This window comes from Bradyrhizobium sp. SZCCHNR1051 (genome assembly GCF_032489615.1).
Classification (GTDB): Bacteria; Pseudomonadota; Alphaproteobacteria; order Rhizobiales; family Xanthobacteraceae; genus Bradyrhizobium.
In genome coordinates this window covers 52,274-78,723 of record NZ_JAUEYJ010000026.1, presented here as the reverse complement: position 1 = coordinate 78,723, position 26,450 = coordinate 52,274, and the positions used below count along the sequence as shown (strand labels likewise).

At 66.5% G+C, this 26,450-nt stretch carries 27 protein-coding genes; 10 read left to right on the top strand and 17 right to left on the bottom strand.

What is annotated here, in order from left to right:
• Positions 1–273 precede the first annotated feature (273 nt).
• Positions 274–1,026 carry an SDR family oxidoreductase gene (locus QW868_RS28220; RefSeq protein WP_315758045.1) on the bottom strand — a complete coding sequence of 251 codons (753 nt, stop codon included), beginning with the start codon at positions 1,024–1,026 and terminating at the stop codon, positions 274–276.
• A 139-nt stretch (positions 1,027–1,165) separates the two neighbouring features.
• Positions 1,166–1,816: a pyridoxamine 5'-phosphate oxidase gene (pdxH, locus tag QW868_RS28215; RefSeq protein ID WP_315740895.1), complete on the bottom strand. Its 651-nt coding sequence runs from the start codon at positions 1,814–1,816 to the stop codon at positions 1,166–1,168.
• Positions 1,817–1,941: 125 nt separating this feature from the next.
• Here pdxH and QW868_RS28210 point away from each other — a divergent pair, with 125 nt between their 5' ends.
• Both QW868_RS28210 and QW868_RS28205 read left to right on the top strand, forming a co-directional pair.
• Positions 1,942–2,346 carry an RT0821/Lpp0805 family surface protein gene (locus QW868_RS28210; protein ID WP_315740894.1) on the top strand — a complete coding sequence of 135 codons (405 nt, stop codon included), beginning with the start codon at positions 1,942–1,944 and terminating at the stop codon, positions 2,344–2,346.
• Positions 2,347–2,458: 112 nt separating this feature from the next.
• A complete protein-coding gene (locus QW868_RS28205; RefSeq protein ID WP_316232049.1) occupies positions 2,459–3,418 on the top strand; it encodes a DnaJ C-terminal domain-containing protein in 960 nt (319 codons plus the stop codon).
• Positions 3,419–3,787: 369 nt separating this feature from the next.
• Here the strand turns inward: QW868_RS28205 and QW868_RS28200 are convergent, their stop codons facing one another.
• Together QW868_RS28200 and QW868_RS28195 are read right to left on the bottom strand one after the other, a co-directional pair.
• On the bottom strand, positions 3,788–4,561 hold the full coding sequence (locus QW868_RS28200) for an anti-sigma factor (protein WP_316162899.1): 774 nt from the start codon (positions 4,559–4,561) through the stop codon (positions 3,788–3,790).
• A gap of 91 nt (positions 4,562–4,652) precedes the next feature.
• A complete protein-coding gene (locus QW868_RS28195; protein ID WP_316232048.1) occupies positions 4,653–5,141 on the bottom strand; it encodes a sigma-70 family RNA polymerase sigma factor in 489 nt (162 codons plus the stop codon).
• Positions 5,142–5,346: 205 nt separating this feature from the next.
• Between QW868_RS28195 and fabI the strand changes: the two genes are divergently transcribed.
• The 4 genes from fabI to QW868_RS28175 all read left to right on the top strand — a co-directional run bounded on the left by fabI (position 5,347) and on the right by QW868_RS28175 (position 9,255).
• Positions 5,347–6,180 carry an enoyl-ACP reductase FabI gene (fabI, locus tag QW868_RS28190; RefSeq protein WP_316232047.1) on the top strand — a complete coding sequence of 278 codons (834 nt, stop codon included), beginning with the start codon at positions 5,347–5,349 and terminating at the stop codon, positions 6,178–6,180.
• A 26-nt stretch (positions 6,181–6,206) separates the two neighbouring features.
• The gene (locus tag QW868_RS28185; RefSeq protein WP_315758041.1) at positions 6,207–6,806 is read left to right on the top strand and encodes a histidine phosphatase family protein; all 600 of its coding nucleotides are present in this window, start codon (positions 6,207–6,209) and stop codon (positions 6,804–6,806) included.
• 114 nt (positions 6,807–6,920) lie between these two features.
• Positions 6,921–8,006 carry a chorismate synthase gene (aroC, locus tag QW868_RS28180; protein WP_315740888.1) on the top strand — a complete coding sequence of 362 codons (1,086 nt, stop codon included), beginning with the start codon at positions 6,921–6,923 and terminating at the stop codon, positions 8,004–8,006.
• Positions 8,007–8,064: 58 nt separating this feature from the next.
• The gene (locus QW868_RS28175; protein WP_315772911.1) at positions 8,065–9,255 is read left to right on the top strand and encodes an adenylate/guanylate cyclase domain-containing protein; all 1,191 of its coding nucleotides are present in this window, start codon (positions 8,065–8,067) and stop codon (positions 9,253–9,255) included.
• 12 nt (positions 9,256–9,267) lie between these two features.
• Here the strand turns inward: QW868_RS28175 and clpS are convergent, their stop codons facing one another.
• Positions 9,268–9,573, bottom strand: coding sequence for an ATP-dependent Clp protease adapter ClpS (gene clpS, locus QW868_RS28170; protein WP_035654766.1), 306 nt, complete (start codon positions 9,571–9,573; stop codon positions 9,268–9,270).
• A 226-nt stretch (positions 9,574–9,799) separates the two neighbouring features.
• On the opposite strand from clpS, the gene QW868_RS28165 reads away from it, so the two are divergent.
• Positions 9,800–10,654: a DUF1194 domain-containing protein gene (locus tag QW868_RS28165; protein WP_315772915.1), complete on the top strand. Its 855-nt coding sequence runs from the start codon at positions 9,800–9,802 to the stop codon at positions 10,652–10,654.
• Positions 10,655–10,721: 67 nt separating this feature from the next.
• Here the strand turns inward: QW868_RS28165 and QW868_RS28160 are convergent, their stop codons facing one another.
• Positions 10,722–11,564, bottom strand: a complete 843-nt coding sequence (locus tag QW868_RS28160; RefSeq protein ID WP_316232046.1) for a nucleotidyltransferase domain-containing protein — start codon at positions 11,562–11,564, stop codon at positions 10,722–10,724.
• 199 nt (positions 11,565–11,763) lie between these two features.
• Here QW868_RS28160 and QW868_RS28155 point away from each other — a divergent pair, with 199 nt between their 5' ends.
• Complete coding sequence (locus QW868_RS28155; protein ID WP_315740882.1) at positions 11,764–12,336, top strand: septal ring lytic transglycosylase RlpA family protein; 573 nt, start codon at positions 11,764–11,766, stop codon at positions 12,334–12,336.
• A 105-nt stretch (positions 12,337–12,441) separates the two neighbouring features.
• Here the strand turns inward: QW868_RS28155 and QW868_RS28150 are convergent, their stop codons facing one another.
• From QW868_RS28150 to QW868_RS28120, 7 genes are all read right to left on the bottom strand, one after another.
• Positions 12,442–13,677: a class I SAM-dependent RNA methyltransferase gene (locus tag QW868_RS28150; RefSeq protein ID WP_316232045.1), complete on the bottom strand. Its 1,236-nt coding sequence runs from the start codon at positions 13,675–13,677 to the stop codon at positions 12,442–12,444.
• Complete coding sequence (locus QW868_RS28145; protein ID WP_315796904.1) at positions 13,670–14,407, bottom strand: TlyA family RNA methyltransferase; 738 nt, start codon at positions 14,405–14,407, stop codon at positions 13,670–13,672. Before QW868_RS28145 ends, QW868_RS28150 begins: the two co-directional genes overlap by 8 nt.
• A gap of 392 nt (positions 14,408–14,799) precedes the next feature.
• The gene (locus QW868_RS28140; protein ID WP_315740879.1) at positions 14,800–15,360 is read right to left on the bottom strand and encodes a nucleoside 2-deoxyribosyltransferase; all 561 of its coding nucleotides are present in this window, start codon (positions 15,358–15,360) and stop codon (positions 14,800–14,802) included.
• 32 nt (positions 15,361–15,392) lie between these two features.
• The gene (gene dxs, locus QW868_RS28135) at positions 15,393–17,318 is read right to left on the bottom strand and encodes a 1-deoxy-D-xylulose-5-phosphate synthase (protein ID WP_315740878.1); all 1,926 of its coding nucleotides are present in this window, start codon (positions 17,316–17,318) and stop codon (positions 15,393–15,395) included.
• Between the two features lie 947 nt (positions 17,319–18,265).
• Positions 18,266–18,517, bottom strand: a complete 252-nt coding sequence (locus QW868_RS28130) for an exodeoxyribonuclease VII small subunit (RefSeq protein WP_316232044.1) — start codon at positions 18,515–18,517, stop codon at positions 18,266–18,268.
• Positions 18,518–18,619: 102 nt separating this feature from the next.
• On the bottom strand, positions 18,620–19,549 hold the full coding sequence (locus QW868_RS28125) for a histone deacetylase family protein (protein WP_315740876.1): 930 nt from the start codon (positions 19,547–19,549) through the stop codon (positions 18,620–18,622).
• Between the two features lie 111 nt (positions 19,550–19,660).
• A complete protein-coding gene (locus tag QW868_RS28120; protein ID WP_316232043.1) occupies positions 19,661–21,337 on the bottom strand; it encodes a bifunctional metallophosphatase/5'-nucleotidase in 1,677 nt (558 codons plus the stop codon).
• Between the two features lie 107 nt (positions 21,338–21,444).
• Here QW868_RS28120 and bla point away from each other — a divergent pair, with 107 nt between their 5' ends.
• Positions 21,445–22,332 (top strand): subclass B3 metallo-beta-lactamase, encoded by an 888-nt coding sequence (bla, locus tag QW868_RS28115; RefSeq protein WP_316232042.1) that lies wholly within the window; start codon positions 21,445–21,447, stop codon positions 22,330–22,332.
• Between the two features lie 12 nt (positions 22,333–22,344).
• Here the strand turns inward: bla and solA are convergent, their stop codons facing one another.
• Together solA and QW868_RS28105 are read right to left on the bottom strand one after the other, a co-directional pair.
• On the bottom strand, positions 22,345–23,538 hold the full coding sequence (solA, locus tag QW868_RS28110; protein ID WP_316176778.1) for an N-methyl-L-tryptophan oxidase: 1,194 nt from the start codon (positions 23,536–23,538) through the stop codon (positions 22,345–22,347).
• A 21-nt stretch (positions 23,539–23,559) separates the two neighbouring features.
• Complete coding sequence (locus QW868_RS28105; protein WP_315758028.1) at positions 23,560–24,324, bottom strand: crotonase/enoyl-CoA hydratase family protein; 765 nt, start codon at positions 24,322–24,324, stop codon at positions 23,560–23,562.
• Between the two features lie 251 nt (positions 24,325–24,575).
• On the opposite strand from QW868_RS28105, the gene QW868_RS28100 reads away from it, so the two are divergent.
• Positions 24,576–25,391, top strand: coding sequence for a hypothetical protein (locus tag QW868_RS28100; RefSeq protein WP_316162907.1), 816 nt, complete (start codon positions 24,576–24,578; stop codon positions 25,389–25,391).
• Positions 25,392–25,417: 26 nt separating this feature from the next.
• Here the strand turns inward: QW868_RS28100 and QW868_RS28095 are convergent, their stop codons facing one another.
• On the bottom strand, positions 25,418–25,792 hold the full coding sequence (locus tag QW868_RS28095) for a hypothetical protein (protein ID WP_316162908.1): 375 nt from the start codon (positions 25,790–25,792) through the stop codon (positions 25,418–25,420).
• Positions 25,792–26,121 carry a hypothetical protein gene (locus QW868_RS28090; protein ID WP_315776239.1) on the bottom strand — a complete coding sequence of 110 codons (330 nt, stop codon included), beginning with the start codon at positions 26,119–26,121 and terminating at the stop codon, positions 25,792–25,794. The genes QW868_RS28095 and QW868_RS28090 overlap by 1 nt, the downstream gene beginning before the upstream one ends.
• Between the last annotated feature and the right edge of the window lie 329 nt (positions 26,122–26,450).

The following is a 26,450-nucleotide window of genomic DNA, read 5'->3' as shown; positions in this document are numbered from 1 at the left end:
GACCGTTCTCGACTGGGCGGTATTCAGGCAATGCCGCCCGCGCTGCCAATGATCGGAAATTCGGTGCGCCGATCCCATCCCATGAACAGCGTTCCCTCCGGGAGCGCTGTCTTGTTTGTGGTGGTCGGTAGGTTCCGTAGCGATCTTCGGAGATGGCGTTAATCGCGCCTTCGTCCGGTCATCCGGAACTTGCCGAACGTGGCAAGCTGCTATGAACCAAATCGCCGCTATGAACCAAATCGAAGACGGGCAAGCGTCTCTGCGTCGATTGCCTCAGACGTGCTGACCGCCGTTGATGTGGATCTCGGCGCCGTTCACGTAGGAGCTGGTCTCCGAGCACAGCACATAGATGATCTTGGCAACCTCGTCGGGGGTGCCGAGGCGCTGCATCGGGATCTGCTCCTGGACGATCTTCTCGGTGCCCGGCGACAGGATCGAGGTGTCGATCTCGCCGGGGGCGATCGAGTTGACGCGGACGCCGACCCGGCCGAAATCCGACGCCATCTCGCGGGTCAAGGCGGCCAGCGCCGCCTTGGAGGTCGCGTAGGCCGCGCCGGCAAAGGGATGCACGCGCGAGCCCGCGATCGAGGTGACGTTGACGACGGAGCCCCTGGCCGCCTTCAGCTCCTTGATCAGGCCGCGCGCCATCATGATCGGCGCAAAGAAGTTGACGCGGAAGACGTGATTCCAGGTGTCGAGGTCGGTGTCGACGGTGCCGAGCCGGGCGCCGCCGGCGCCCTTCGGCGAGATCGCGGCGTTGTTGACCAGCGCGTGCAGCTCGCCGCCGTCGATCCGCTGTTTGATCTCGGCGATCGCGCGCACGGTGTCCTCGGGATCGGACAGGTCGACCTGGACATGGTCCTCGGGGCCGGCGCCCCACGGGCATTCTTCGGGAAAGGGGTGCCGTGAGCAGGTGAGGACGCGCCAGCCGGCAGAGGAGAAGCGGATCACGGTGGCATGGCCGATGCCGCGGCTGGCGCCGGTCAGCAGCATCGTGCGCCGTGGCTGGTTGGAAGAGGTCGGCATGAATTGCGTCTTTCACGATCCCGGACGGATCAACTTACCACAATGGTTGTGTGTTCGGCGCCTGATTCACGCGCGCGATGGCGTTTCGTTGGCGCGTCGGACGCCTAGAGGCCGGGCGCAAGCGCGCGCGGCGATCCCCCTACGGATACATCCGCACTTTGGTCCAGGGCTGGCCCGAAGCCTCGCGCCGGAATTCGATGCGGTCGTGCAGGCGGAATGGCCGGTCGTGCCAGAACTCCATGCTGACGGGCGTGATGCGCCAGCCGCTCCATCCTGGCGGGCGCGGCACGTCGCCGATGATGTATTGCGCGGCGACCTTGGCGATCGCCTGCTCGAACGCGAAGCGGCTTTCCAGCGGCTGCGACTGCTTGCTGGCCCAGGCGCCGAGCTGCGCCTGCTTCGGCCGGGTCGCGAAATAGGCGTCGGCCTCTTCGTCGGTCACCGGCGTCACGAGGCCGCGGATGCGGACCTGGCGGCGCAGCGACTTCCAGTGAAACAGCAGCGCGGCCTTCGGATTGGCGGCGAGCTCTCGGCCCTTCTGGCTGGCCTTGTGGCTGTAGAAGACGAAGCCGTCCGCGTCATAGCCCTTCATCAGCACCATGCGCACGTCAGGCAGCCCACTGTCGTCGACCGTTGCCAGCGCCATCGCATTTGGATCGTTGGGCTCGCTCTTGCCGGCTTCGGCAAACCACGCCGCAAACAGCGCAAACGGCTCGCCGGCCTGGGTAAAATCGGCCGATGTACCGGATGTTAAGGTTGTCTGGTGTTTGATGCTCGTGGGGTCGGTCATGTGTATGGGGAGTCCGAGTTTTGCGTTCACCCGCGGCCAGGCGCGTGCAAGTCCATTCTGGTCCGGCCCTATATAGGGCATCGGTCCGGCTTGGCCTATCCGCGATCGGTCATGCCGGCACCGCTTTGACACTCATTCTAATCGGCTTGTCCGGCAGCGGCTGCAGCCTGTCGCACCCTGAAACGGCCTTTGCCAAGATGGACGATGCGGAGGTCACCGGCGCGATCAGCCCGCCGCCCGAGCGCGAGCCGACCGAAGCCGATCTCGCTTTTGCCCGCAACGCTGCGTCGGACGTGCTGACCAAGGGGACCAAGGATTCCAGCCAGCCCTGGCAGAATCCGCAGACCGGCGCCCGCGGCTCGGTGACGCCGATCGCCAAGTCCTACACCGCGGACAACGGCCGTACCTGCCGGGATTTCCTGGCGAGCTACGTCAACGGCAAGACCGAGCGCTGGCTGCAGGGGTCGGCGTGCCGGATCGAGCGGGGGCGCTGGGACATCCAGACGCTCAAGCCCTGGCAGCAAAGCTAGCTGGGATCGTCTGAAACCCGTTGCAAAAATACAACGGACTCCCCAGATGAAATGCAAAGCGGGCGGGGAGCCCATAGGTTAGTATCTGACTTTCTGTAAGGAGACGTGACGGATGCGCGACCCCTATGAGGTCTTGGGGGTGCCGCGAAGCGCCAGCGCTGCGGCCATCAAGAGCGCCTATCGCAAGCTCGCCAAGAAGCACCATCCCGACAGCAACAAGGATGATCCGAAGGCATCGGCAAGGTTTGCCGAGATCAGTTCTGCCAACGAGATCCTGGGCGACGAGGAGAAGCGCAAGCAGTTCGATCGCGGCGAGATCGACGCTGACGGCAAGCCGCGCTTCCAGGGCTTTCCTGGTGGCGGCGCCGGGCGCGGCGGTCCAGGGGGCGGCTTCGAGAACTATACCTTCCGCAGTGGCGGCGGGCCGGGCGGCGGCTTCGGCGGCGGCGGTTTCGAGGACATTCTGAACAGCATGTTCGGCGGCGCCCAGCGCGGCGCGCGCGGCGGCGGCAGCCCGTTCGAGTTCGACGCCGGCGGTGTCGGCCTCGACCTCGATCTGAAGGTTGCGATGTCGGTCTCGCTCGAGGAGTCCGTCAAGGGCGGCGAGAAGCGCGTGCGGCTGCCGTCGGGCAAGGAGCTCAACGTCAAGGTCCCCGCCGGCGTCACCGCCGGCCAGCAGATTAGGCTGAAGGGGCAGGGCGAGAGCGCGCCCGGACACCGGCCGGGTGATCTCCTGATCACCATCCAGATCGCGCCGCATCCGTTCTTCAAGGTCGAGGGCAGCGACCTCAGGCTCGATCTGCCGATCACGCTTTACGAGGCGGTCCTGGGCGCCAAGGTGAGGGCGCCGACGCTCGGCAGCGCGGTCGAGCTATCGATCCCGAAGAACACGTCCAGCGGCCGGACCTTCCGGCTCAAGGGCAAGGGCTTGCCCAAGAGCGATGGCTCGGCCGGCGATCTGTTCGTCACCACCCGGATCGTGCTGCCCGACGGCAACGACGCCGAGCTCGAGGCGCTGATGACCAAGTGGCGCGATCGCCATACCTACAATCCGCGCAGCAACATCTCCTGAGGTTGCATTTCGCATGTATATCGGCTAGAAGTTGAAGTGCGAGCTGGAAAGCTGAGAAAAAAGTGCGGCCTCGAAAGGGGGACCAGCGCGGTACAAAACCCCAATCGAGGCCGCTTCCGTGTCGATCGGCGGATCGAACACTCCTCATTTTTTCGTGAACATTTGGCGCTATATTGAGACGTGCCGGTGGCCGGATTCCAGATTTCCGGTGACCGAATTGCGGCGCCGACCTTGGCGTGTCCCCCTGCGCGGGAGGACGCAGGCACCGCTTCCCCTCGCTCATCTCCTGCAGCCTGCGAGCAAGCCCTTCAGATCGTATCGGGAATTGTAACGGTACTCGTGGGGGCCACGATCTCCGGCGTCTCGCCGCTAGCCGCCCGTCCGTTCGGACTGATCATAAACAAGGCGCGCAACCTGGGTGAGACGCGTCCGGTCGCTGCTGCCGCTGACGACGTAGCTGACGCCGCGCTCCGCCCAGGACAGCGCAGCGGTGGTGCCCTGCGCCGTATAGCGCATCTCGGCCGCCTCGATCCCGACCTTGGTCGCATACACCGTGAAGCGCTCGCCGGAGGTGCTCTCATACATCAGGAAGGAGGCCGGGCCGGTCGGTCCCGGCAGCAGCCGGCCACCGACGAGCTTCAGTCCTGTGGTTTCCAGCTCCGGCGCCTGCACGGTGCGACCACAGCGCCGCGTCAGCCATTGCTGCAGATGGGCCTTCTCGTCGCCGGGGACCTCGACCGGATGGCGCACCTCCACGACGTAGAGCCGGTGCGCATCGAGCGCCTCGCCGGCGAGGGCCTGCAGCGGCGACGGCGAGGACGCGGCGCCACGCGCGACCCAGCCGACCGCGCCGCCGACCGCGAAGGCCGCCACGCTTGCCGCTATCGCACCGATGACCCAGCGCCGCGGCTGGCGGTCCAGACCGTCGAGGTCGAGCCGCGGCGGCACCGGCTCGTTGACGATCGAATCGTAGCGGGCGTGAAGCGCCTCGGCCATGCTGCGCCAGGATTGCACCCGCTCGGCGTCCGCCGGATGCTCGGCCAGCCAGCGCTCGACGTCGCTGCGGCGCTCGGCCGGCAGCTCGTTGTCGACATAGGCGTGCAGCTCGTCTTCGGTGACGGGAATGGTCGGGTCGGTCATCATCGGGATCTCATGGCAATCGAGCGGCTGCGGCGATGCGCGGTCGCTGCAGGCTTGAGCAGCCGAACATGGCAGGGCGGCTTTTGTGCAGTGGTCATTTCACCCTCCGCAGCGCCGGCCGCTCGCCCTCGAGCACGGCACGGACATGGGCGCGGGCGCGGGCGAGGCGGGACATCACGGTGCCGATCGGGACACCCTGGATGTCGGCGACCTCGCGGTAGCTCATGCCTTCGAGCACGACGAGGAGAAGCGCTGCGCGCTGCTCGTCCACCAGGGTCGCCAGTGCGCGCTCGATGTCCCGGCCCTCGGCCTCGGTGCCGCTGGCGTCGGGATTGTCGTCCTGAAGCGGCATGAAGTGGGGCCGCCGCGCCAGTGAACGCCGGCGGTTCTTGTTCAGATTGGTCAGGATCGTGTACAGCCAACTCCTGATGTCGCCGCCCAGGAACAGCCGTTCCGAGCGCAGCGCCCGCACCAGCGTGTCCTGGACCAACTCGTCGGCCGCGTCCATGTCGCGCGCCAGCGCCCGGGCATAACGGCGCAGTGCCGGAATCATGGCCTCGACGCTCTGGCGGAACGCGTTCATGGAATGCCCTGCGGCTGTTCGCTGCGATGACAAGGGCGCAGGCCGCAGCCTGTGCCTTGCAAAGATCATAACACCGCGATGACGCGCCTATTCCGGGCCGCAAGCCCTGCGGGGAGTTTGCCACAGAGCGGGCGGAATGGGGCTGTACCGGGCCAGACCGGTGGTGTACGTCCAGTCCTTAATAATCAGTTCGATGGGAAGCCGCATGGCGCAGATTTCAGGTTTGATGCAGGGCAAGCGCGGGGTCGTTCTCGGCGTGGCCAACAACCGCTCGATCGCCTGGGGCATTGCCAAGGCGGCGCGTGCGGCGGGCGCGGAGATCGCGCTGACCTACCAGGGCGACGCGCTGAAGAAGCGGGTCGAGCCGCTGGCGGCCGAGCTCGGCGGCCTCGTGCTCGGCCATTGCGACGTCACCGATCCCGCCACCATCGACGCCGTGTTCGACGTGCTGAAGGAGAGGTGGGGCAAGATCGATTTCGTCGTCCACGCCATCGCCTTCTCCGACAAGGACCAGCTCGACGGGCGCTACATCGAGACCACGCAGGACAATTTCTCCAAGAGCATGCTGATCAGCTGCTACTCGCTGACCGCGATCGCGCAGCGCGCCGAGAAGCTGATGACCGACGGCGGCTCGATCATCACACTGACCTATTACGGCGCCGAGAAATGGATGCCGCACTACAACGTGATGGGCGTCGCCAAGGCCGCGCTGGAGGCCAGCGTGCGCTATCTCGCCGCCGATCTCGGCGAGAAGAACATCCGCGTCAACGCGATCTCGGCAGGACCGATCAAGACGCTGGCCGCCTCGGGCATTGGCGACTTCCGCTATATCCTGAAGTGGAACGAGTACAACGCGCCGCTGCGCCGGACCGTGACCATCGACGAGGTCGGCGACAGCGCGCTGTATCTCTTGTCCGACCTGTCGCGCGGCGTCACCGGCGAGGTGCATCACGTCGATTCCGGCTATCACGTCGTCGGCATGAAGCGGCCCGAGGCGCCCGACATCTCGCTCAGCAATTCCGTCGGCGCCAAAGAATAGCGTTCAAGGAATAGCGTCAACGCGCAATGCCACGGCCCACGATCTACTACATCCGCCACGGCGAGACGGAATGGAATGCGCTCGGCCGGCTGCAAGGCACGCAGGACATTCCGCTGAACGCGCTCGGGCAGGTGCAGGCGGTCCAGGCCGGCAACATCCTGGCCGAGATCGTTGCGCGCAACGGCCATGATGCGGCGGGCCTGCCTTACGTCGCGAGTCCGCTCAGCCGCGCCCGCGCGACCATGGAGCTGGTGCGTGAGACCCTGAGGCTGCCGGCCGAGGGCTATGCGCTCGATGCCCGGCTGCGCGAGATCGGCTACGGCAAATGGGAAGGGGCGACGCTGCCGGAAATGCAGGCGGCAGACCCCGCCTTCTATGCCAGGCGGCTGACCGACAAATGGTCGCTGGCGCCCGAGGGCGGCGAGACCTATGCCGACGTCGAGCGCCGCGTGCGCGACTGGTACGATGGGCTGTCTGGCGATATCGTGGCGGTCGCCCATGGCGGCACGGCGCGGGCGCTGATGGTCGCGCTGGGCTTCGAGACGCCGCACGGCGCCGTCGACCTGCCGATCCAGCAGGGCGCGGTCTATGTGTTCGGCGAGAACGGGTTCGAGAAGTACAGTTAGTTATCCCCGTCATTCCGGGGCGCCTCGCAGAGGCGAACCCGGAATCTCGAGAGTCCGGGTCTGGTCCTTCGGACCATCCCGGAATGACGGTTTTTCCGATTGGGTGATCAGCTCATGTCCTTCAACACCTTCGGCCACATGTTCCGCGTCACCACCTTCGGCGAGAGCCATGGCGTTGCCATCGGCTGCGTCGTCGACGGCTGTCCGCCACGCATTCCGCTGACGGCCGAGGAGATCCAGCGTGATCTCGACCGCCGCCGTCCCGGCCAGTCGCGCTTCACCACCCAGCGCCAGGAGCCGGACCAAGTGAAGATCCTGTCCGGCGTGATGGCCGATCCCGACACGGGAGCGCAGGTCACCACCGGCACGCCGATTGCGCTCCTGATCGAGAACACCGACCAGCGCTCCAAGGACTATTCCGAGATCAAGGACAAGTTTCGTCCGGGTCACGCCGACTTCACCTACGAGGCCAAGTATGGCCTGCGCGACTATCGCGGCGGCGGCCGCTCCTCGGCGCGCGAGACCGCGACGCGCGTTGCGGCCGGCGCCGTCGCGCGCAAGGTCCTGCCGGACGTGAAGGTGCGCGGCGCGCTGGTGCAGATGGGCCCGCACAAGATCGACCGCGGCAACTGGGACTGGGACGAGGTCGCGCGCAATCCCTTCTTCTGCCCCGACAAGGACAAGGCGGCGTTCTTCGAGGACTATCTCGACGGCATCAGGAAGTCCGGCTCGTCGATCGGCGCCGTGCTCGAGATCGTCGCCGAGGGCGTGCCGGCGGGACTTGGCGCGCCGCTCTACGGCAAGCTCGATGCCGAACTCGCCGCGGCGATGATGAGCATCAATGCCGTGAAGGGCGTCGAGATCGGCGCCGGCTTCGGCGCCGCCGAGCTGACCGGCGAGGAGAATGCCGACGAGATGCGCTCGGCCAATGACGGCACGCGCTTTCTCTCCAACAATGCCGGCGGCATTCTCGGCGGCATCGCGACTGGACAGCCGATCGTGCTGCGCTTCGCGGTCAAGCCGACCTCGTCGATCCTCACCCCGCGCCAGACCGTCGACCGCTCAGGCCAGGAGACCGAGATCCTGACCAAGGGCCGGCACGACCCGTGCGTCGGCATCCGCGCGGTTCCGGTCGGCGAGGCGATGATGGCCTGCGTGTTGGCCGATCACCTGCTGCGCCATCGCGGCCAGGTGGGGTAGAGGCACGCGGCCGCCGCGGCTGTTTGCTGTTGTCATGCCGCTCGCTTAATGTCGTCCCATGGACATCCTCAAGCTGCAGGAGATCAAGGACTGGCTGGTCGACGGTGCGCGTTCCGCAGCGACGCCGGGCCAGATGATGTCCGAATGCTGCGAGCGGCTGGTCGGGCTCGGTGTGCCGTTGTGGCGCGTCGGCGTGTTCGTCCGCACCCTGCATCCGGACATTGCGGGCCGCAGCTTCATCTGGCGGCCGGGAGCGGAGGTCGAGACCTCCACCGTTGATTTCGGCTTTGAGAGCCGCCCGATTTACAGGAGCAGCCCGCTCGCGCTCGTGTTCGAGAGCGGGGCGGAATTCAGGGCTGATCCTCGCGGCTCGGAGGCCGAGCGCTTTCCGATCCTGATGGATGTGCGCGCCGAGGGGGCGACCGACTATCTCGCGCTGCCCTTGACCTTCGTCGATCGGGCGATCCATGCCTCGAGCTGGACCACGAGGGATCCCCGTGGCTTCAGCGAGCAGCACGTGAACGCAATCCGGTCGCTGATGCCGGCCCTGGCACGCTACACCGAGATCGTCACGCTGCGCCGGACTGCCTCGATGCTGCTGGACACCTATGTCGGCAACAGCGCCGGCGAGCGCATTCTCGGCGGCCAGATCCGCCGCGGCCATACCGATACGATGGATGCGGCGATCTGGCTGTCGGACCTGCGCGGCTTCACGCCGTTGTCGGACCGGCTGCCGGCCGAAGACGTGGTCGAGATCCTCAACAACTACTTCGACTGCCAGGTCGCCGCGATCCGGGAGCAGGGCGGCGAAGTGTTGAAGTTCATGGGCGACGGGCTGCTCGCGGTGTTTCCGATTCCCGAGCAGGACGGTGATCCGAGCGCGGTCTGCGGGCGCGTGCTCTCGGCGGCGCGGACCTCGCGCGCCAGTGTCGATGCGCTGGAATATGCGGTTGGCGGCCGGGTCGAGCGCTTTCGCTTCGGCGTCGCCCTGCATGTCGGACGGTTGCTCTATGGCAATATCGGCGGCGGCAACCGGCTCGACTTCACCTGCATCGGCCCGGCCGTCAATCTCGCCGCACGGTTGGAGAAGATGGCCGCGCGGCTGCAGCGGACGGTGGTCGCGTCCGAGGCCTTTGCCGGCGCCTGTCCCGAGCCGCTGACCGATCTCTGGACCGATCTCGGTGAATTTCCGATCGCTGGCCTCGCGACCGCACAACGTGTGTATGGGCTGCGTGAGGAAGGGAATTAGTTCGCCGCCGGCTCAGGTCTCCGGCTCGGTAGTGAACAGCAGCGGGTATCCCTTGGCGCGGCCGGCATCGGTCGCGCGCGTCGCCTTGGTCTCGGCGACGTCCTTGGTGAACACGGCCACCACGCAGACGCCGAGCTTATGGGCCGTGATCATGACCTTGTAGGCCTGGTCCTCGGTCATGCGGAATTCCGCCTTCAGGATCATCACCACGAAATCGCGCGGCGTGAAATCGTCGTTGACGAGGATCACCTTGTAGAGCCGCGGACGCTCGGTCTTGGTGCGTACCTTCGTCTTGGGCTTGGTGACGGCATCGTTCATTCTAAGGGCGCGCCTGTGTTCCTGATGCGGCAGTCGAGCCACGATACAAGCTTCGGCCGCTCCGGGAAACCACGGGCTGCATGCCTTGCGCGATGGGCGCACGCAGCTGCCTGACATCCGGGCAAACCCCAGGGGACTAACCGGAATGTGAATGGATGTGTGCGTTCCCGCTTTGCGCTCTGCGGATTGCATGTCACCATCATCAGACGCGATTGGAGGGCAGCTCATGCGCTGGTGGATCTCGATCGGGGTGGCGTGTCTGGCAGGCGCCTTGGCGGGCGGCGACGTCGCCACCGTCGTGGCAGCGCCGAGGGCCCAGCCGGCGCAGCAACTGAGTGAGAAGGAAGCGTCCGTCGACGTCGAGCTGATCCTCGCCGTCGATGTGTCCTACTCGATGGATCTGGACGAGCTGGCGATCCAGCGCGAAGGCTACGCCCAGGCGCTCAGCTCGCGCGAGTTCCTGCAGGCGCTGAAGAGCGGCGTGCACGGCCGCATCGCCGTGACCTATTTCGAATGGGCGGCCTCGAGCGACCAGAAGATCATCATTCCATGGCGCCTGATCGACGGACCGGAAAGTGCCGACGCCGTCGCCGCCGAGATCATGAAGACGCCGATCCGCCGCGCGTCGCGCACCTCGATCTCCGGCGCGATCTACTTTGCCATGCCGCTGTTCGATGAGAATCCCTATCGCGGGCTGCGCCGCGTCATCGACATCTCCGGCGACGGGCCCAACAACAATGGTCCCTCACCGGTGACGATCGCGCGCGACGAGGCCGTCGACAAGGGCATCACGATCAACGGCCTGCCGATCATGGTCAAGGAGCCGTCCTACTCGACGATGGATATCGAGAATCTCGATCTCTACTACAAGGATTGCGTGACCGGCGGCCACGGCTCGTTCGTGGTGACGATCAAGAGCCGCGACGAATTCAAGGAAGCCATCCGCACCAAGCTGCTGATGGAGGTCGCCGGACGTACACCGCCGCCGCGCATCGTGCCGGTCGCCGACGATGCCGACAAGGAGCCGCGCGTGTCCTGCACGATCGGCGAGAAGATCTGGCAGGACCGCTGGGGGCGGTGACCAGCACGCCCGGGCTGCCGAGCAGACGAGCGCGCGGGGAGGCTTGATTGGTAAGGCGCCGCCGATCTCAGCCGGCCGTCGCAGCATGGACCAACGCCTGTTTCAATTCGGCCTCGACCTCCCGCAGGCTGCGGAGCGCCGCACCGAATTCGCCATTGCCGATCGATTGCCAGATGAACTCCACGCGCGCCGCGAGACCGCCGAGCGCCAGTCCAAACGTCGCGGCCTCCTTGAGCGCACCCTTCTCGTTGATCAGGTAGCGCCCGTTGACCGCAAACAGCACCTGCGCAAGGCAGGCGAGGGCGCGATAGGCGCAGCCCGCGACGTGGGTATGGTCGCCACGCCCGACAGCCAACTCGGCATTATCGATGTTGAATGCGATCTCCCACTGGAAGCGCGCAATAATCGCGTCGCGCAGGCGGCGCGGATAGGGCGTGCAGCGCGACTTCAGTCCCGCCAGCAGTTGCGCGGGATCGTGCAGCGGGCGGCAGAGCGCAACCTCGCCCATCCAGATCGCCGACACGAAGCCATGCGGATGGCCTGGCTGGTAGTGCATCTCGATCCGCCCCTTCCGGCAGTCGTCGATCACGCCGCCGACCGCATCGATCTCGCGATAGAGCAGGTCGACCTTGTGCCCGTCGATTCTGAGCCAGCCGCCGCCGACGACCCACTGTCCCCAGCCGCCGACCGCCGTCAGTTCGACCGTTTGCGGGTCGTCGACGAGCCGCCGCACTGCTTCGCGCAGCGCGTCGGTGTCGAGGTCGTGCCTGGATGCGATGTAGAGCCCGACGTCGTAGTCCGAGCCCGCCTGCGCGGTGCCGCGCGCACGTGATCCACCGAGCGCGATGGCGCGCAGTCCCGGGACATCGGCAAGTTCGCCAACGATGCGGGTCAGCAGCGGGTCAGGCATTCACGTGTTCTCCCAGCATGACAGTATGAAGTTCTTGCGTGGAAAAACTCCACAGGGCCGCCGTTCAGGCTGATCTGTTGCCATTAAGCCACAATCTCCCAAAAACCATAGGTTGCACCTCTCGCAAGTTTCCCTTTGCCACCGTGCTGCCGCGATTGGGCCGCGACCATGAGCGGGTTGAGGCGGAGGCGCACAGAACATGCGTATCATCGACCGGACAGCCCATCCCGCGCAGCGCGTCAGGCGCTCGTCAGTCATCCAAGGTCCGCGTGCAGGGCTCGCTTGCCAACTTCTCAGGGCAGCGCTGGTGTGTGCGGCGGCGGCTTCGCTCGCAGCCTGCGCGCAATCATCGGCGGTCCGGCAGGCGCGCTGGGCGGCGCCGACGAAGCAAGCCGGAGCCGAATTCCGGCCGCAGGTGCAGCGTGCGGAGACGGCGCCGGAGTCGGTGGTGCGCGTCCGGCGGGCCGAGCTCAGCCCGCCGCCGGCGCACTCCGGAGCGTCCGGTCTCGCCAGCTACTATTCGGAAGGCCAGAAGACCGCGAGCGGCGAGCGCTTCAATCCCTCCGAGCTGACGGCCGCGCATCGCAGCCTGCCGTTCGGCACGCGGCTGCAGGTCACCAACGTCAAGACCGGCCGCTCCGTGGTGGTGCGCGTCAATGATCGCGGACCGTTCGTGCAGGGGCGGGTGGTCGACGTGTCCTACTCAGCCGCGCAGGCGCTCGGCATGGTCAACTCCGGCGTCGCGCCGGTGAAGGTCAGCGTGGTCAGGTAGACATGTCCTCGTCATCGCGAGCGTAGCGAAGGATCCAGGGCCAAGAAGAATGCCTGCGTTGCTTCGCCGCTTCGCTCGCGATGACGTGCAGGCATCGAGATCAGCTCACCGCACCAGCCGTGCCACCAGCTCCACATGCGGCGTGTGGCGGAATTGGTCGACCGGCACCACGGTCTCGAGCCTGTAGCCGCCGTCGATCAGCATGCGCACATCGCGCGCGAACGTCGTCACGTTGCAGGACACCGCGACGATCACCGGCACCTTGCTGGCCGCGAGCTGCTTGGCCTGCGCCTGAGCGCCCTGGCGCGGTGGGTCGAATACGACAGCGTCGATGTCGCGCAATTCCGGCGGCATCAGGGGACGGCGGAACAGGTCGCGCGTTTCGGCCTTGATCGGCTTCAGGCCGGGCGTACCGGCCGCCTTCTGCAGCGCGGCAACCGAGCCGGCATCATTGTCCATGGCGGTGACGCGCGCCCGCGTAGCGAGCCGGAGCGCGAACGGGCCGACGCCGCAGAACAGGTCGGCGACGTGCTTGGCTTTGCCGATCCGCTCCAGCACCAATTGCGCCAGCGTCTCCTCGCCTTGCACGGTGGCCTGCAGGAACGAGCCGGGCGGCAGCGTCACCTGTGCCGTACCCATCGTGACCACGGGCGCATTGCGCATCAGCACCAACTCGCCATGGCGGGTCAGCCGCGCCAGCCGGTGCTGTTCGGCGAGGCGGGACAGGGCCGCGACGCGCGGCGGCGGCAGCGGGCCGGAGCCGCGGATGTCGATGTCGAGGCCGTTGCTTGTCGCGGTCGCCTGGATGTCGAGCGGCTTGCCGGTCGGCTTCAGCGCCTCCGCCAGCGCCCACGCGGCTTCCAGCGCACCGTCCAGCGCGGGGTCGAGGATCGGACAGCGGTCGATCGGAACGATGTCGTGGCTGTTGGCTGCCGAGAATCCGACGCGGAGAACCTCGTGCGTGCCCATCCGGGCGTGGAAGGTGGCCCGGCGTCGGCCGGTGCCGTGGGCATCGATCAGATCGGCCACGTCGCAATCGACCTTGGCCGCCCGTAGCGTCTCGACGACGATGTTGCGCTTCCACTGCTGATAGGGCTCGGGCGCCCAGTGCTGGATGGCGCAGCCGCCGCAGACGCCGAAATGCGGACAGAACGGCGCGATCCGCTCGGGGCTCGGAATTTCCACCGCGAGCAGCTTGCGGCGATCGGGATGGCCGGGAACGACGGCCGCCTCGACGGTCTCGCCGGCGAGCGTATAGGGCACGTAAAGCGCCTCGCCCGATGACAGCGAGGCGCCGTCGCCGCGATGGCCGACATGGTCGATGACGAGACGCTCAACCATGACGGCGTGCTCCCAGGAAGAACTCGGCGTTGCCGTCTCCGCCCTTGATCGATGATGGGAAGATCTCGATGTCACTGCAGCCGAGCGAGGCGGCGAAGGTGGCGATGTCGTCGCAGACGGCGGCGTGCACCGCTGCATCCTTGATGATGCCGCCCTTGCCGTGTGCGCCCTTCGCCTCGAATTGCGGCTTGATCAGCGCCAGCAGGCTCATCGGCGAGGCCGCGAGCGACAATGCGACCGGCAGCACCGCCTTGAGCGAGATGAAGCTGCAGTCGATCACGACGATGTCGGGGCGCTGCGGCAGGCGCTTGCCGTCATAGCTGCGGATGTCGGTCTGCTCCATCGACACGATCTTCGGATGATTGCGCAGCGAGGGATGCAATTGGTCGCGGCCGACATCGACGGCGAATACGACAGCCGCGCCATTGGCCAGCAGCACCTCGGTGAAGCCGCCGGTGGAGGCGCCGACGTCGAGGCAGACATGGTCCTCGACCTCGATGCCGCAATGCTCCAGTGCTGCCGCAAGCTTGACTCCGCCACGCGACACCCAGGGATGCGCCGGCTCCGCCTGCAGCACGGAATCAACTGGGATGCTCTCCGAGGCTTTGCCGACCTGCTTGTCGTTTGCGAACACGAGCCCAGCCTCGATCGCCGCCTGCGCCCGCGCGCGGCTCTCGAACAGGCCGCGTTCGACGAGCAGGATATCAGCGCGTTTGCGGGCAGGGGGCATGAGTTTGATCAGTCGTCATGAGTTGTTGAGCACGCACACCAAATTCAGTGTCGTCCCGGGCAAGCATCAGCGCGCATCGCGCGTTGATGCGCCGACCCGGGACCCATAACCACAGGACTTAGTTTGTAGGGAGATGGCAACTACGAGTCTGCCCAACATGACGTCCTGTGGTCGGGTCCCGGCGCCGCGTGCGCAATTGCGCACTAGGCCGGGACGACAGTGGTGTGAGGCGAGATCGCGCCTCCTATAGTGAGTTCGTAGGGTGGGCAAAGGCGCGTGCACCGGCCGCTCCGCAAGCTCGTATCGCAATTGACGCGCCGTGCCCACCATTTCGATTGTGGGCGCGGATCCACGGTGGGCACGCGTCGCCTGACGGCGCCGCTTTGCCCACCCTACGGCGTCTTGCCGAGGAGCCGCTCCGCCGCCAGCTTCACGCAGATCTCGAACGCCGCCAGGTCGTGCCACACATCCCCCGACCGCTCGCGCGGGAGGACCAGCGGGGCACCGTACAGGTCGAGCGCGTGGATCATCATCAGGTTGTCGGGCAGGCCGAAATCCTCGACCGTCAGGCCCTCGGCATCGACCAGGCGGCCGTCCTGCTCCGTCACCGTCGTGAAGCGGCGGGCGCAGTCGGCATAGACGGCGGGATCGTTGCAATAGCCCAGGCAGAGCTTGCCGCGGCCCGCCATGTAGCCGAGCTCGTAGACGGTGCCGGCATCGGCGCCGGGCCCGCGGAACGGCGTGAGATTGGCGATGATGGCATCGGCGTCGTCCATCATCGCCTCGTTGCCATGGAAGATCTGGCGCGAGGCGTCGGAGGAGGCGAGGTCAACGCTGTTGTCGAGGGGGTAGCGGCCGATCAAGCCATGGCGATCGCAGATCGCGACTTTCCGCCGGCCGATTTCAATGGCATCCGGCAGGAACACGTCGGGACCTGCCAGATAGATCTTCATGGCTCACCACCACGGCGGGACGCAAGCTCGCCTCAGGCGAGCTTGACCGACTCGGTCGTGTAATCCTTGCCGAGCGCCTCGAACACCTTGCGGACGATGCCCTTGGCGTCCAGCCCGGCGCGGGCGTACATCGCCGCCGGCGTGTCGTGGTCCTGGAACTCGTCCGGCAGCACCATGGTGCGCATCTTCAGGCCGCCGTCGAGCATGCCCTGATCGGAGAGATACTGCATTACGTGCGAGCCGAAGCCACCGACAGAGCCTTCCTCGATCGTGATCAGGATGTCGTGCTCGCGGGCGAGCTTCAGCACCAGCTCTTCGTCGAGCGGCTTCATGAAGCGCGCATCGGCGATCGAGGCGGACAGGCCGTGTGCGGCGAGCTCGTCGGCCGCCTTCTCGCACTCGGCGAGCCGGGTGCCGAAGGAGAGCAGGGCGACCTGCTTGCCCTGGCGGATCATGCGGCCCTTGCCGATCGGCAGCGGAACGCCAACCTCGGGCATTTCGACGCCGCGGCCTTCGCCGCGCGGATAGCGCACCGAGCTCGGCCGGTCGTTGATCGCGACCTGGGTCGCCACCATGTGCACCAGCTCGGCTTCGTCGGAGGCCGCCATGATCACCATGTTCGGCAGGCAGCCGAGATAGGCGTTGTCGAAGGAGCCGGCATGGGTCGCGCCGTCGGCGCCGACCAGGCCGGCGCGATCGATCGCGAAGCGGACCGGCAGGCTCTGGATGCAGACGTCGTGCACGATCTGGTCGTAGCCGCGCTGCAGGAAGGTCGAGTAGATCGCGCAGAACGGCTTGTAGCCTTCGGCCGCGAGGCCGGCGGCGAAGGTCACGGCATGCTGCTCGGCGATGCCGACGTCGAAGGTGCGCTTCGGGAACGCCTTGGCGAAGATGTCGATGCCGGTGCCCGAGGGCATCGCGGCGGTGATGCCGACGATCTTGTCGTCCTTCTCGGCTTCCTTGACCAGGCTCTGGCCGAACACGTTCTGATAGGCCGGCGCGTTCGGCTTGGCCTTGGCCTGGGTGCCGGTGGCGATGTCGAACTTGGCCACCGCGTGATATTTGTCGGCCGCCGCTTCCGCGGGCGAGTAGCCCTTGCCCTTCTGGGTCACGACGTGGACCAGGATCGGGCCGGTCTCCATGTCGCGGACGTTCTTCAGGACGGGGAGCAGATGGTCGAGGTTGTGGCCGTCGATCGGGCCGACGTAGTAGAAGCCGAGCTCCTCGAACAGCGTGCCGCCGTCCATCATGAAGCCGCGGGAATATTCCTCGACGCGGCTGGCGCGGTTGGCGATCACCTTGGGCAGATGCTGGCCGAGCTGCTTGGCGGCATCTCGCAGCGTCCGGTAGGTCTTGCCCGAGTACAGGCGCGACAGATAGGCCGACATGGCGCCGACCGGCGGCGCGATCGACATGTCGTTGTCGTTGAGGATCACGATCAGGCGGGAGTTCATCGCGCCGGCATTGTTCATGGCCTCATAGGCCATGCCGGCGGACATCGCGCCGTCGCCGATCACGGCGATCACGTTGTTCTTGCCGCCCGACAGGTCGCGCGCAACCGCCATGCCGAGGCCGGCGGAAATCGAGGTCGACGAGTGCGCGGCGCCGAACGGATCGTAGTCGCTCTCGGCGCGTTTGGTGAACCCGGAGAGGCCGCCGCCGGTGCGCAAGGTGCGGATACGGTCGCGGCGACCGGTCAGGATCTTGTGCGGATAGGCTTGGTGGCCGACGTCCCAGATCAGGCGGTCGCGCGGCGTGTCGAACACATAGTGGATGGCCGTGGTCAGCTCGACCACGCCGAGACCCGCGCCGAAATGACCGCCGGTTACCGAGACCGCGTCGATGGTCTCCTGGCGCAATTCGTCGGCGACCTGCCGGACCTGCTCGACCTTCAGCCGGCGCAGATCTTCCGGAGTCTTGATGGTGTCGAGAAGCGGCGTCTTACTAAATGTGGTCACGGTGACATTCCAATTTTGCAGGTCGGGTTCAAGGGCCGACATCTGAGAGGTTCATCGTAACGGGCGGCGAAACCTGAAGTCTTGAAGGTGACATCCGCGCGGATCGAAGCCGCAGTCCGGAGACTAGCCGGGTTTGGGATCGATCTATGTGATGTAAGTCACTCTTGGTGGCCTTGCCGTCCTCGTTAGTCGCCCAAGATCGCCAAGTCGTTCAGCCAAGTCAGTTTTGCTAGCTCCTGCAAGCGCTTAGTTTCCTCTCTCCAGAGAGGATAAACACTTCCAAAAACCCGCAGTTGCGAGAAGCTTTACACCAAAGTGCGTCTTAAAGCCAACCCGATGGGAGTTGGCAAGCCCGCAAACGGTACCCTTGCGCCACCTCTCAACCGCGGCGGCGTGCCGGAGGTTCCATTCAACTGCTCAAATCGACGGCAGCCGGCGCTCCGGAATAGACCGGGGAAGCCGGCTCGGTCCAGGCCTTTTCCCGCGGCGCAAAATCCGCCGATGCGGTGATTGCGCACGCCGCGGCGCCGTGAGCCATGCGTTCGCGTAAGGGATTGGTCCGTAGACGATCATGAAGAAGTCGTCGGCGTGCGGCCTTTCGTTGGCCGTCAAGTCGATGCGAAAGAGCTGCGAGCGAAGCACGTCGTCATGATTGCGCCGGATGATCGCGGACCTGGATCGGCACGATCACAGGATCAGGGGCGAACTGCCGATTCAAATCGTGTCGCATGGTAAACGAAGGACGCACCTCTGGGTCTCAAGTGGCCAACGCGGCGGCCGAAACTTCGCCGAGGGCCACCTCGCGGCCGAGCTCTTCGATGCAGTTGCACCGATCTGCGGCTGAATTGCACGATTGAGAGGCGCGCTTTGCCCGCGTCAACTCGCGCCCGGCGGCAGCGAAATAAATCCGGACTGTTGCTCGGAGAGGGCCGTTCGGCCGCAAGCCGCTATTGCACGTCGAGCGGCACGGTTCCGGTCGCATGGCCGCTGGCGTCGGTCGTGATCTTCTCGACCCGGGCCTCCGCCTGGCGCAGCAGCTCCTCGCAGCGCCGCTTCAGTGCTTCGCCGCGCTCATAGATCGCCACCGACTCCTCGAGCGGCACCTTGCCGTCCTCGAGCCGCTTCACGATCGATTCCAGCTCCTCGATCGCGCGCTCGAACGACAGCTTCTTGACGTCGGTTAAGGTGTTGTCCGCCATGCGGGTTCCCTGCAGCTCACTCAACTCCGGGGCCGTGCTTTTACACCCCGGTCGCGGCCATGTCAGGCCCCGCCGAGGGTGGGATCGGCTGGAACCTGGGGATCACGCCCCAGTCAGGGCCGCAACGTGGGCTGAGACGGATTCTTTAAGCCCCTGAAGGTCATAGCCGCCTTCCAGAACCGAAACGACCCGCCCGCCGGCGGATTTGTCGGCGAGATCCATCAGCTTGCGGGTGACCCAGCCGAAATCCTCCGCCCGCAGGTTCAGCGACGCCAACGGGTCGCGGTAATGGGCGTCGAAGCCGGCCGAGATCATCACGAGCTCGGGGCTGAACTTGGTGAGCTGCGGCAGGATCAGGTTTTCGAAGGCGGAGCGGAACTCGAGGCTGCCGTCCTCGGAGGCCAGCGGCGCGTTGACGATGGTGTCGTGCTCGCCGCGCTCGCCGCGGGCGCCGGTGCCCGGGAACAGCGGCATCTGGTGGGTCGAGCAGTACATCACGCTCTTGTCGGCCCAGAAGATGTCCTGGGTTCCGTTGCCGTGGTGGACGTCGAAGTCGACGATGGCGGCGCGCTCGATGCCGAAGGTGCGCTGGGCATAGCGTGCCGCGATCGCGACGTTGTCGAAGAAGCAGAAGCCCATCGGCTTTGCGATCTCGGCATGGTGCCCGGGCGGACGCACCGCGACGAAGGCGTTGCGGTGGCGGCCGGACATCACGGATTCGGTTGCCGCGACGGCGCCGCCGACGCCGCGCATCACGGCTTCCCAGGTGCCCGGCGACATCGAGGTGTCGCCGTCGAGATAGATGATGCCCGAGGTCGGGGCCATCTGGCGCAGCTCGGTGACGTAGTGCTCGTTGTGGCAGAGCAGGGCCAGCTCGATATCGGCCTCCGGGGCCTCGTCGCGGTCGAGCAGGGCGAAGCGCTCCTCGGTCAGGGCCTCCTCGACCGCCCGCAGGCGGTCGGCGCGCTCTGGGTGGCCGGACGGCGTGGCGTGATCGAGGCAGGCTTCATGAGAGAGATACAGCGTCGACATCAGGGCTCTGCCACTCGCGCGTTGCGGGAGTGCCCAATCTATGCGCTGAACGCAGCCTCGGAAAGAGCCCCGCGGGCGATATGACCGGCTTTCCGGCGGGCGCGGCAGGCGTCACGAAGCCTTGTTGACGATGCGGCCGCGCGGCGGCGGGGCCAGCGGGCTGTTGGACTTGAGATAGGCGAACAGCGCCTCGTCGTCATAGGGTCCCGTGATCGGATCGCGGCCGCTCTTGAATGCGGTGAAGCCGTCGCCGCCGAGCGCGAGGTAGTTGTTGATGGTGACCCGGTAGGACGCGGCGAGGTCGATGGCCTTGCCGTCGAGCATCATGCTGGCGGCGTCGATCCGAGCGCCCGCGGACTGTTTCGCATCGAAGGCATAGGAGAAACCGCTGGAGACCTGCAGGATGCGCGGCCGCGCCGGGTCGAGCCATTGCTGCTCCAGCGCGGCCTTGATCTCGGCGCCGGTCAGGGTGACCGTCGTCAGCTGGTTGCGAAACGGCTGGCTCGCGAACACGTCGGCATAGGTCACCGCGCCGCCATCGCGGCGAACGAGATCGGTCCGGATGCCGCCGGGATTGGTCATCGCGATGACCGCGCTTCCCTTGTCCGCCGCGGCTGTCGCTGCGAGCTGGGCATCGGCGATGACGTCGCCGAGCACGCTCTCGCCGGAGGCGTTCGGCAGCCGCGACAGCGTCGCGGCGAGCACGCCGGCGGGGCGGTTGGCGTAAGGGGCGGAGAGCTTCTCATAGGCGTCGATCAGCGCGGTCTGCGCCGGATCCTTCGGCAGGGTGGTGTCGACGACGATGTTCGTCGCGGTGGCGCTGATCACGTCGCGCGTGGTGCGGTCGAGCTTGACGTCGATCGCCGTCACCAACGTGCCGAACTTGTCGCCCGAGGTGACGAGCCGCTTGTCGATGGTGCAGACATAGGCCTGATGGGTATGGCCGGAGATGACGATGTCGACGGCGCTGTCGAGCTCCTTGACGATGTCGACGATCGGTCCGGACAGTCCGGGGCATTCGTTCATGCCGCCCGAGGGCCAGCCGCCCTCGTGGATCAGCACGACGATCGCCTGCACGCCCTTGGCCTTCAATTCCGGGATCAGCGCGTTGACGCTCTCGGCCTCGTTGCGGAAGTCGAGGCCGGCCGCGCTCGCCGGCGAGATGATGCCGGCGGTCCCTTTCAACGTCAGCCCGATGAAGGCGACCGGGATGTCCTCGAAGGTGCGGATCTCATAGGGCGGAAACACCGTCTTGTCGGTGCCGGCGAGGAACGTCGACGCCGCAAGATAATGGAATTTGGCGCCGGTGAACGGCTGCGGCCCGCCGCAGCCATCGGTCGGATGGCAGCCGCCGTTCTGCATCCGCAACAGCTCGGCCTTGCCCTCGTCGAACTCGTGGTTGCCGACCGCCGACAGCGCGAGCCCCATCTGCGACATCGATTCGATGGTCGGCTCGTCGTGGAACATCGCCGACAGGAACGGGCTCGCGCCGATCAGGTCGCCGGCGGCGACGAAGATCGTGTTGGGCTGGCCGTCGGCGAGCAGCTTGACGAGGCTCGCCATGTGCTCGGCGCCGCCGGCAGGAACGACGGTGGTCTTGGTTGGATCGGCGGGATCGGCGACGCGGATGCCGGAGGAGGGCGGCTTCAGATTGCCGTGAAAGTCGTTGATGGCGAGGATGCGCAACGCCACCGGCTCGTCCTCGGCCGATGCCGGCGGGCCGGCGATGCTTGCAACGGCGGCACCGGTCAGCAGGCAGGCGAGGGCGAAGCGGGAGAGACGGCTCATGGCAGGGTCACGTGTGATGCAGGGGCCGCGGGACGAAGCGCGATTGCCCCGCCGCGGTCGCAATGACATAAAATGATTTCATAACAACAATACATCGGGAGGCCGGAATGAAAAGAATGATGCTGCTCGCCGCCACACTGTCGCTCGTGGCCGGCTCCGCTGCAGCGCAATCGCTGCCGGACCTGATGAAGCAAATGGTCGCGGCGTGGAATAAGCCGACCGAGCCGTTCAAGGTGATCGACAACGTCTATTACGTCGGCACCAACGGGCTCGCCTCCTACCTGATCACCACGCCGCAGGGCCACATCCTGATCGATACCGTGATGCCGGAATCGACCGCGCAGATCGAGGCCAGCATCGGCAAGCTCGGCTTCAAGGTCGCCGACATCAAATACATCCTGAACACCCACGCCCATATCGACCACACCGGCGGGCTGGCGCAGGTCAAGCAGGAGACCGGGGCGCAGATGGTGGCGGGCGCCAAGGACGTGCCGCTGCTGGAAGGCGGCTTCTATCCGGGCCGCGAGGAGGAGCGCTATCTCGGCTTCCCGCCGGTCAAGGTCGACCGCGCCGTGCGCGAGGGCGACACCGTCACGCTCGGCGGCGTCACCTTGACGGCGCACGAGACGCCGGGCCATTCGCCGGGCTGCACCAGCTGGACGGCCGACGTGAAGGATGGCGACGCCACCCGCAGCCTGATCTTCTTCTGCAGCGCCACCGTGGCGCTGAACCGGCTGGTCGGCCGTCCCACCTATCCGGGCATCGTCGACGATTACAAGAAGACCTTCGCCTGGGCCAAGACGGCGCATCCCGACATCCTGCTGGCGCCGCATCCGGAGATGTACGACATGGCCGGAAAGCGAGCGAAGATTGCCGACGGCGCGCCCAACCCGTTCGTCAAGCCGGGTGAATTCAACGCCTATCTCGACAAGCTCGAGACGCAGTTCAACGAAGGCCTCGCCAAGCAGACGGCTGCGCTGCAGTCCGCAAAGTAGTTGCGGCGTCCGCTATGCTGGATCGGCGGCGGCGAGCCGGTCCAGTGTGAAGCCGGAGAGGTCGACGCACGGCGTCTCGCCCCGGGCCATCGCCGCGAGCGCCTCGCCGACGGCCGGCGAATGCTTGAAGCCGTGGCCCGAGCAGGCCGAGGCGTAGATCACGTCGGCGTCACCCGGATCGTGGTCGATGACGAAGCGGCCGCCCGGCGCGTTGGTATAGAGGCAGACCTCGCTGCGCAGGCAGCGCGGGCCGAGATCCGGCACGAAGGGGCGGACATAGGTCTCATAGGTCGCGGCGATTTCGTCCGCGGTCACCTCGCGCGCCACGTCGTCGGGATCGGTCTCGCCGGTCATCACTTCATTTGCGATCTTCACGCCATTGTCCTGCGAGCCCAGCCAGGGAAAGCCATAGATGTCGGAGGCCGCGCGATCGCGGCCGGTGACGTCCCAGATGAACACCGGCGTGCCCGGTCCAAAATGCTGCGGATTGGACAGGAGCTCGAACCAGTACAGCACTTGCCGGGTGACGTGGACGCGGCGGCGCAGCGGCGCGATCATCTCGGTGATCCATGGTCCGGTGGTGACGATCAATTTGTCGGCCGACGCCGTCGTGTCGTCGTCCATGGTCACGGTGAGGGCGCCCGCGGCACGGCGAAACGCTGTCACGCGCCGGCCGGTCAGCAACTCGGCGCCATGGCGCGCGGCGACCGCGAGCTCGGTGCGCACGCAGTCCTCGACCAGGAGATAGCCGCCTTCTCGATCGAGAAAGGCGCGATCGCCGGGCGCGGTGGCAAAGGCCGGATAATCCGCACGCAACCGCTCCGCGGAAAGCGTCTCGCCGTCGACGCCGTGCAGCCGCGCCGCGGTTTCGATGTTGCTGAAGAACTGCGCGCTGCTGACGCCGTGGACCTCGCCGCCGTGCTGGCTCGGAATGAACAGGCAGCCGCATTGTTCGAACAGCCGCGTGCTGGTTTCTCGCTCCAGCGCCCGCCAGATCGCGTGCGAGCGCTGCGCCAGCGGCGTGTAGTCGACGCCTTCGCCGATTGCCGCGCGGGTGATGCGGGTCTCGCCATGGGTCGAGCCGAAGCGGTGCGGCGGCTGGAAGCGGTCGATGCCCAGCACGCGCCTCCCGGCCTTGGCGAGATGCAGCACGGCGGCGCTGCCGACCGCGCCGCAGCCGATCACGATGACATCAAACTGCGCCATGCGCGCCCGCCGCGGCCTCGCTCATTTTTTCTTCTTGCGCGATAGGAACGCCTTGAACGCGCTGACCGCCTCCTCGGAGGTCATGCGCTCGGCGAACAGATAGGCCTCCTGGTCGATGCGCCGGGTCAATTCGTCCGGCGCGGTGCGGATCAGCTTGCGCCCGATCGCCACCGCCTCGGCCGGCAGCCGGCAGATGTCGCGCGCCACCTTGTGCGCCTCGACCTCGGTGTGGCCCGGCGCCACCACCGTGTTGACGAAGCCGGCGATCTGCGCATCCGTCGCCGTCATGGTGCGCCCCATCACCAGCATCGCGAACGCCCGCTGATAGCCCATGGTCTGCGGCATCAACAGGCTCGAGGCGCCCTCGGGCACCAGGCCGAGATGGATGAAGGGCGTCGAGAACGTCGCCGTGGTGGAGGCCAGCACGTAGTCGCAGTGAAACAGCATCGTCGTGCCGATGCCGATCGCGACGCCGTCGACCGCGGCGATGATCGGCTTGACGTTATGCGCCAGCGAATACAGGAACTTGGTCGCCGCCGAGGTGCGCGCGGCGTCGTTGCCGGCCGACCCCGCATGCAGGAAGTCCTCGAGATCGTTGCCGGCCGTGAACACGCCGGAGCCGCCGGTGATGATGATGCATCGCACCAGCGGATTGTTCTGCGCGGTGTCGATCGCATCGCTCATGCCGAGATACATGGCCTGGGTGATCGCGTTCTTCTTCTCCGGGCGCCTGAGCTTGATCGTCCGCGTCTCGCCCTCGTCGGTCACGATCAGATGGTCGGTCATGGGCCCCTCATGCGTGTGCGCCGGCCGCTGCGTTGCCGCCGATCATTCGTCCAGTCCTGCGTCTCGCCGCAGCCTACATCATCCGCTGGTCGCGCCAAGGGCTGAAGCGGTCATTGGTCGCGGAGGGAATGCGGGCGTGATCGCAGGCGAGCGCTCGCCATGATTCTCGTCGTGGTTTACGACTGGTTTGCAACAGCATCGGCGTCCGCTATCGTCCCGCGCAGAACTGCGATCTTTTGCAAGGCAATTCGATGACCAAGGTCTTTTCAGTGCTGCTGTCGCTGCTGCTGCTCTGTCACGCCTTCCCGGGGATCGCTGAGGCTGCCGCCACCAACCGCGCGCTGCTGTCGCTGTTCTGCGCGCCCGGCGCGATCGCGGGCACCACCTGCAAGCGCGCCAGATCCTATCCCGACTCCGAGGGGCGCCGCTGTGACGTCACCCTGAAGCCGGAGCGGCAGCAGGGACGTTTCCTGGCCTCCAGCAATCCGCTGCTGGTCGTGAGCTATGGCAGCGGCTGCGAGCCGCACGCGACCGATTTCGGCGGCGCGGTCGTGTTCGAGCAGGTCGGCGGCGCCTACAAATTTCGCGGCTTCCAGCCGGGCATGCAGGTGAATGAATGCGTCATCTCCACCACCAGGGACGAAGCGCAGGACGTGCTCGTCTGCCTGACCGGGCATATGGGGCAGGGGGTGGTCGAGACCGGCGTGGCGCGCGTCGGCTTCGCCAGTGCCAGCGGCGGGTCCATCGAAATGTCGTACGATTTTCTGCTGCAGGCCGAGGACACGACGGGAGCCTACCTGACCAACGTCGTTAGCTGTTCGGAGCAGCTCAAATATTTCGGCCTGTCGAAGCTCGCGGCCGGGCCAACCCCCGGCAGCGTGGTCGCCGCCGTCAGCTACGCCGATCGCGAGACGATCAGCACGGCCTGCGCCAAGGGCTTTCCGAAGCCGAGGGACGCGGAGGACATGCGCGAACTCGCTCCGGGCGAAGCCTTTGTGCCGGACGGTTACGCCAAGAGCGGCAGCGTCATCATCGAGATTGCAAGCCGCTCGGCAAAGTTGGGCTGAGTCTGCGGCGGTCCAGTTGTCGCGCCTCAGCGTGATCCGTCCGGGCGGGGCGGGGCAGCCGGCGGGCGCGGGCCGGCGGCCGGCGATGCCTGCTGTCGGACAGCCTCGCGCCGCAGTGCCTGCTCCAGCACCACCAGCCGCGTCGCCATGCGCGTCAGCTCGTCATGCACCGAGCCCTGGACACCCTGCACGGCGTGCTGCACCTCGCGCAACGCGTCGCGCTGGGTCTCCGCCTTGAGCACCCTGAACTCGGCCTCGATCGAGGTGAGGCGGTTGTTGACCGCCCTGATCGCCTCGGCGATCTCCTTCTGGCCGTCCTGCAGCGCGCGGACATGATCGACCAGCCGCAGATGGTCAGTCAGCTCCTCGACCGTCTTGCCGATATTGCTGCGGCCCCACATTACTTCACCGACCTCAGCAGGGTCCTGATCGTCGCCAGATGGTCCTCCGGCGATCCGAGCCGCGCCGAGATCGCGCTCATCAGATCCTTGCGCAGTTCCGACAGTTCGTCCTCGGGCACAATGCGCTCGACGGGTTCATCATAGGCCATCCGCCGCGGCTCGACCTCGACGGGGCGCGGCGCGACGTCGAAATAGGGTGGCCGCTCGTACACCGGGATGTGCGGCGCCTGACGCGATGACGTGACGCGCGCGAGACTCGGAAACCGTGGTGGCGGCGTGCGCGCCGGACGTTCAATCTGATCGATCAGCGCCGCCAGCGCGACGTCCATGTTGCTGTCGTCAGGCTCATCGTCGACAACGTAGGACGGCTTCCGCAGTGTCGCCCCATTCGCGGGCGATGATGACGTGAATGACGATGCGTGGTCGCGGAGTCGCGCGATGACCCGGCGGACTCGCGCGCCGAGACCTGGCTTCTCCCTGGCCGGTGTTCGCATCAACATGTCACTCTCCAGCTGAACAGCTTAGGCGAGCAGGGAAAAGCTTAGCAAGAGGCAGTCGTCGAGCTGCCAACAGGATGTATGGCGGTAGCCGGCGCAGATGCTTGCGCGCGCCGGTCCCGCACGTCCGTTGCCGGGGTGTCGTCTGCGCCCGCCTATAG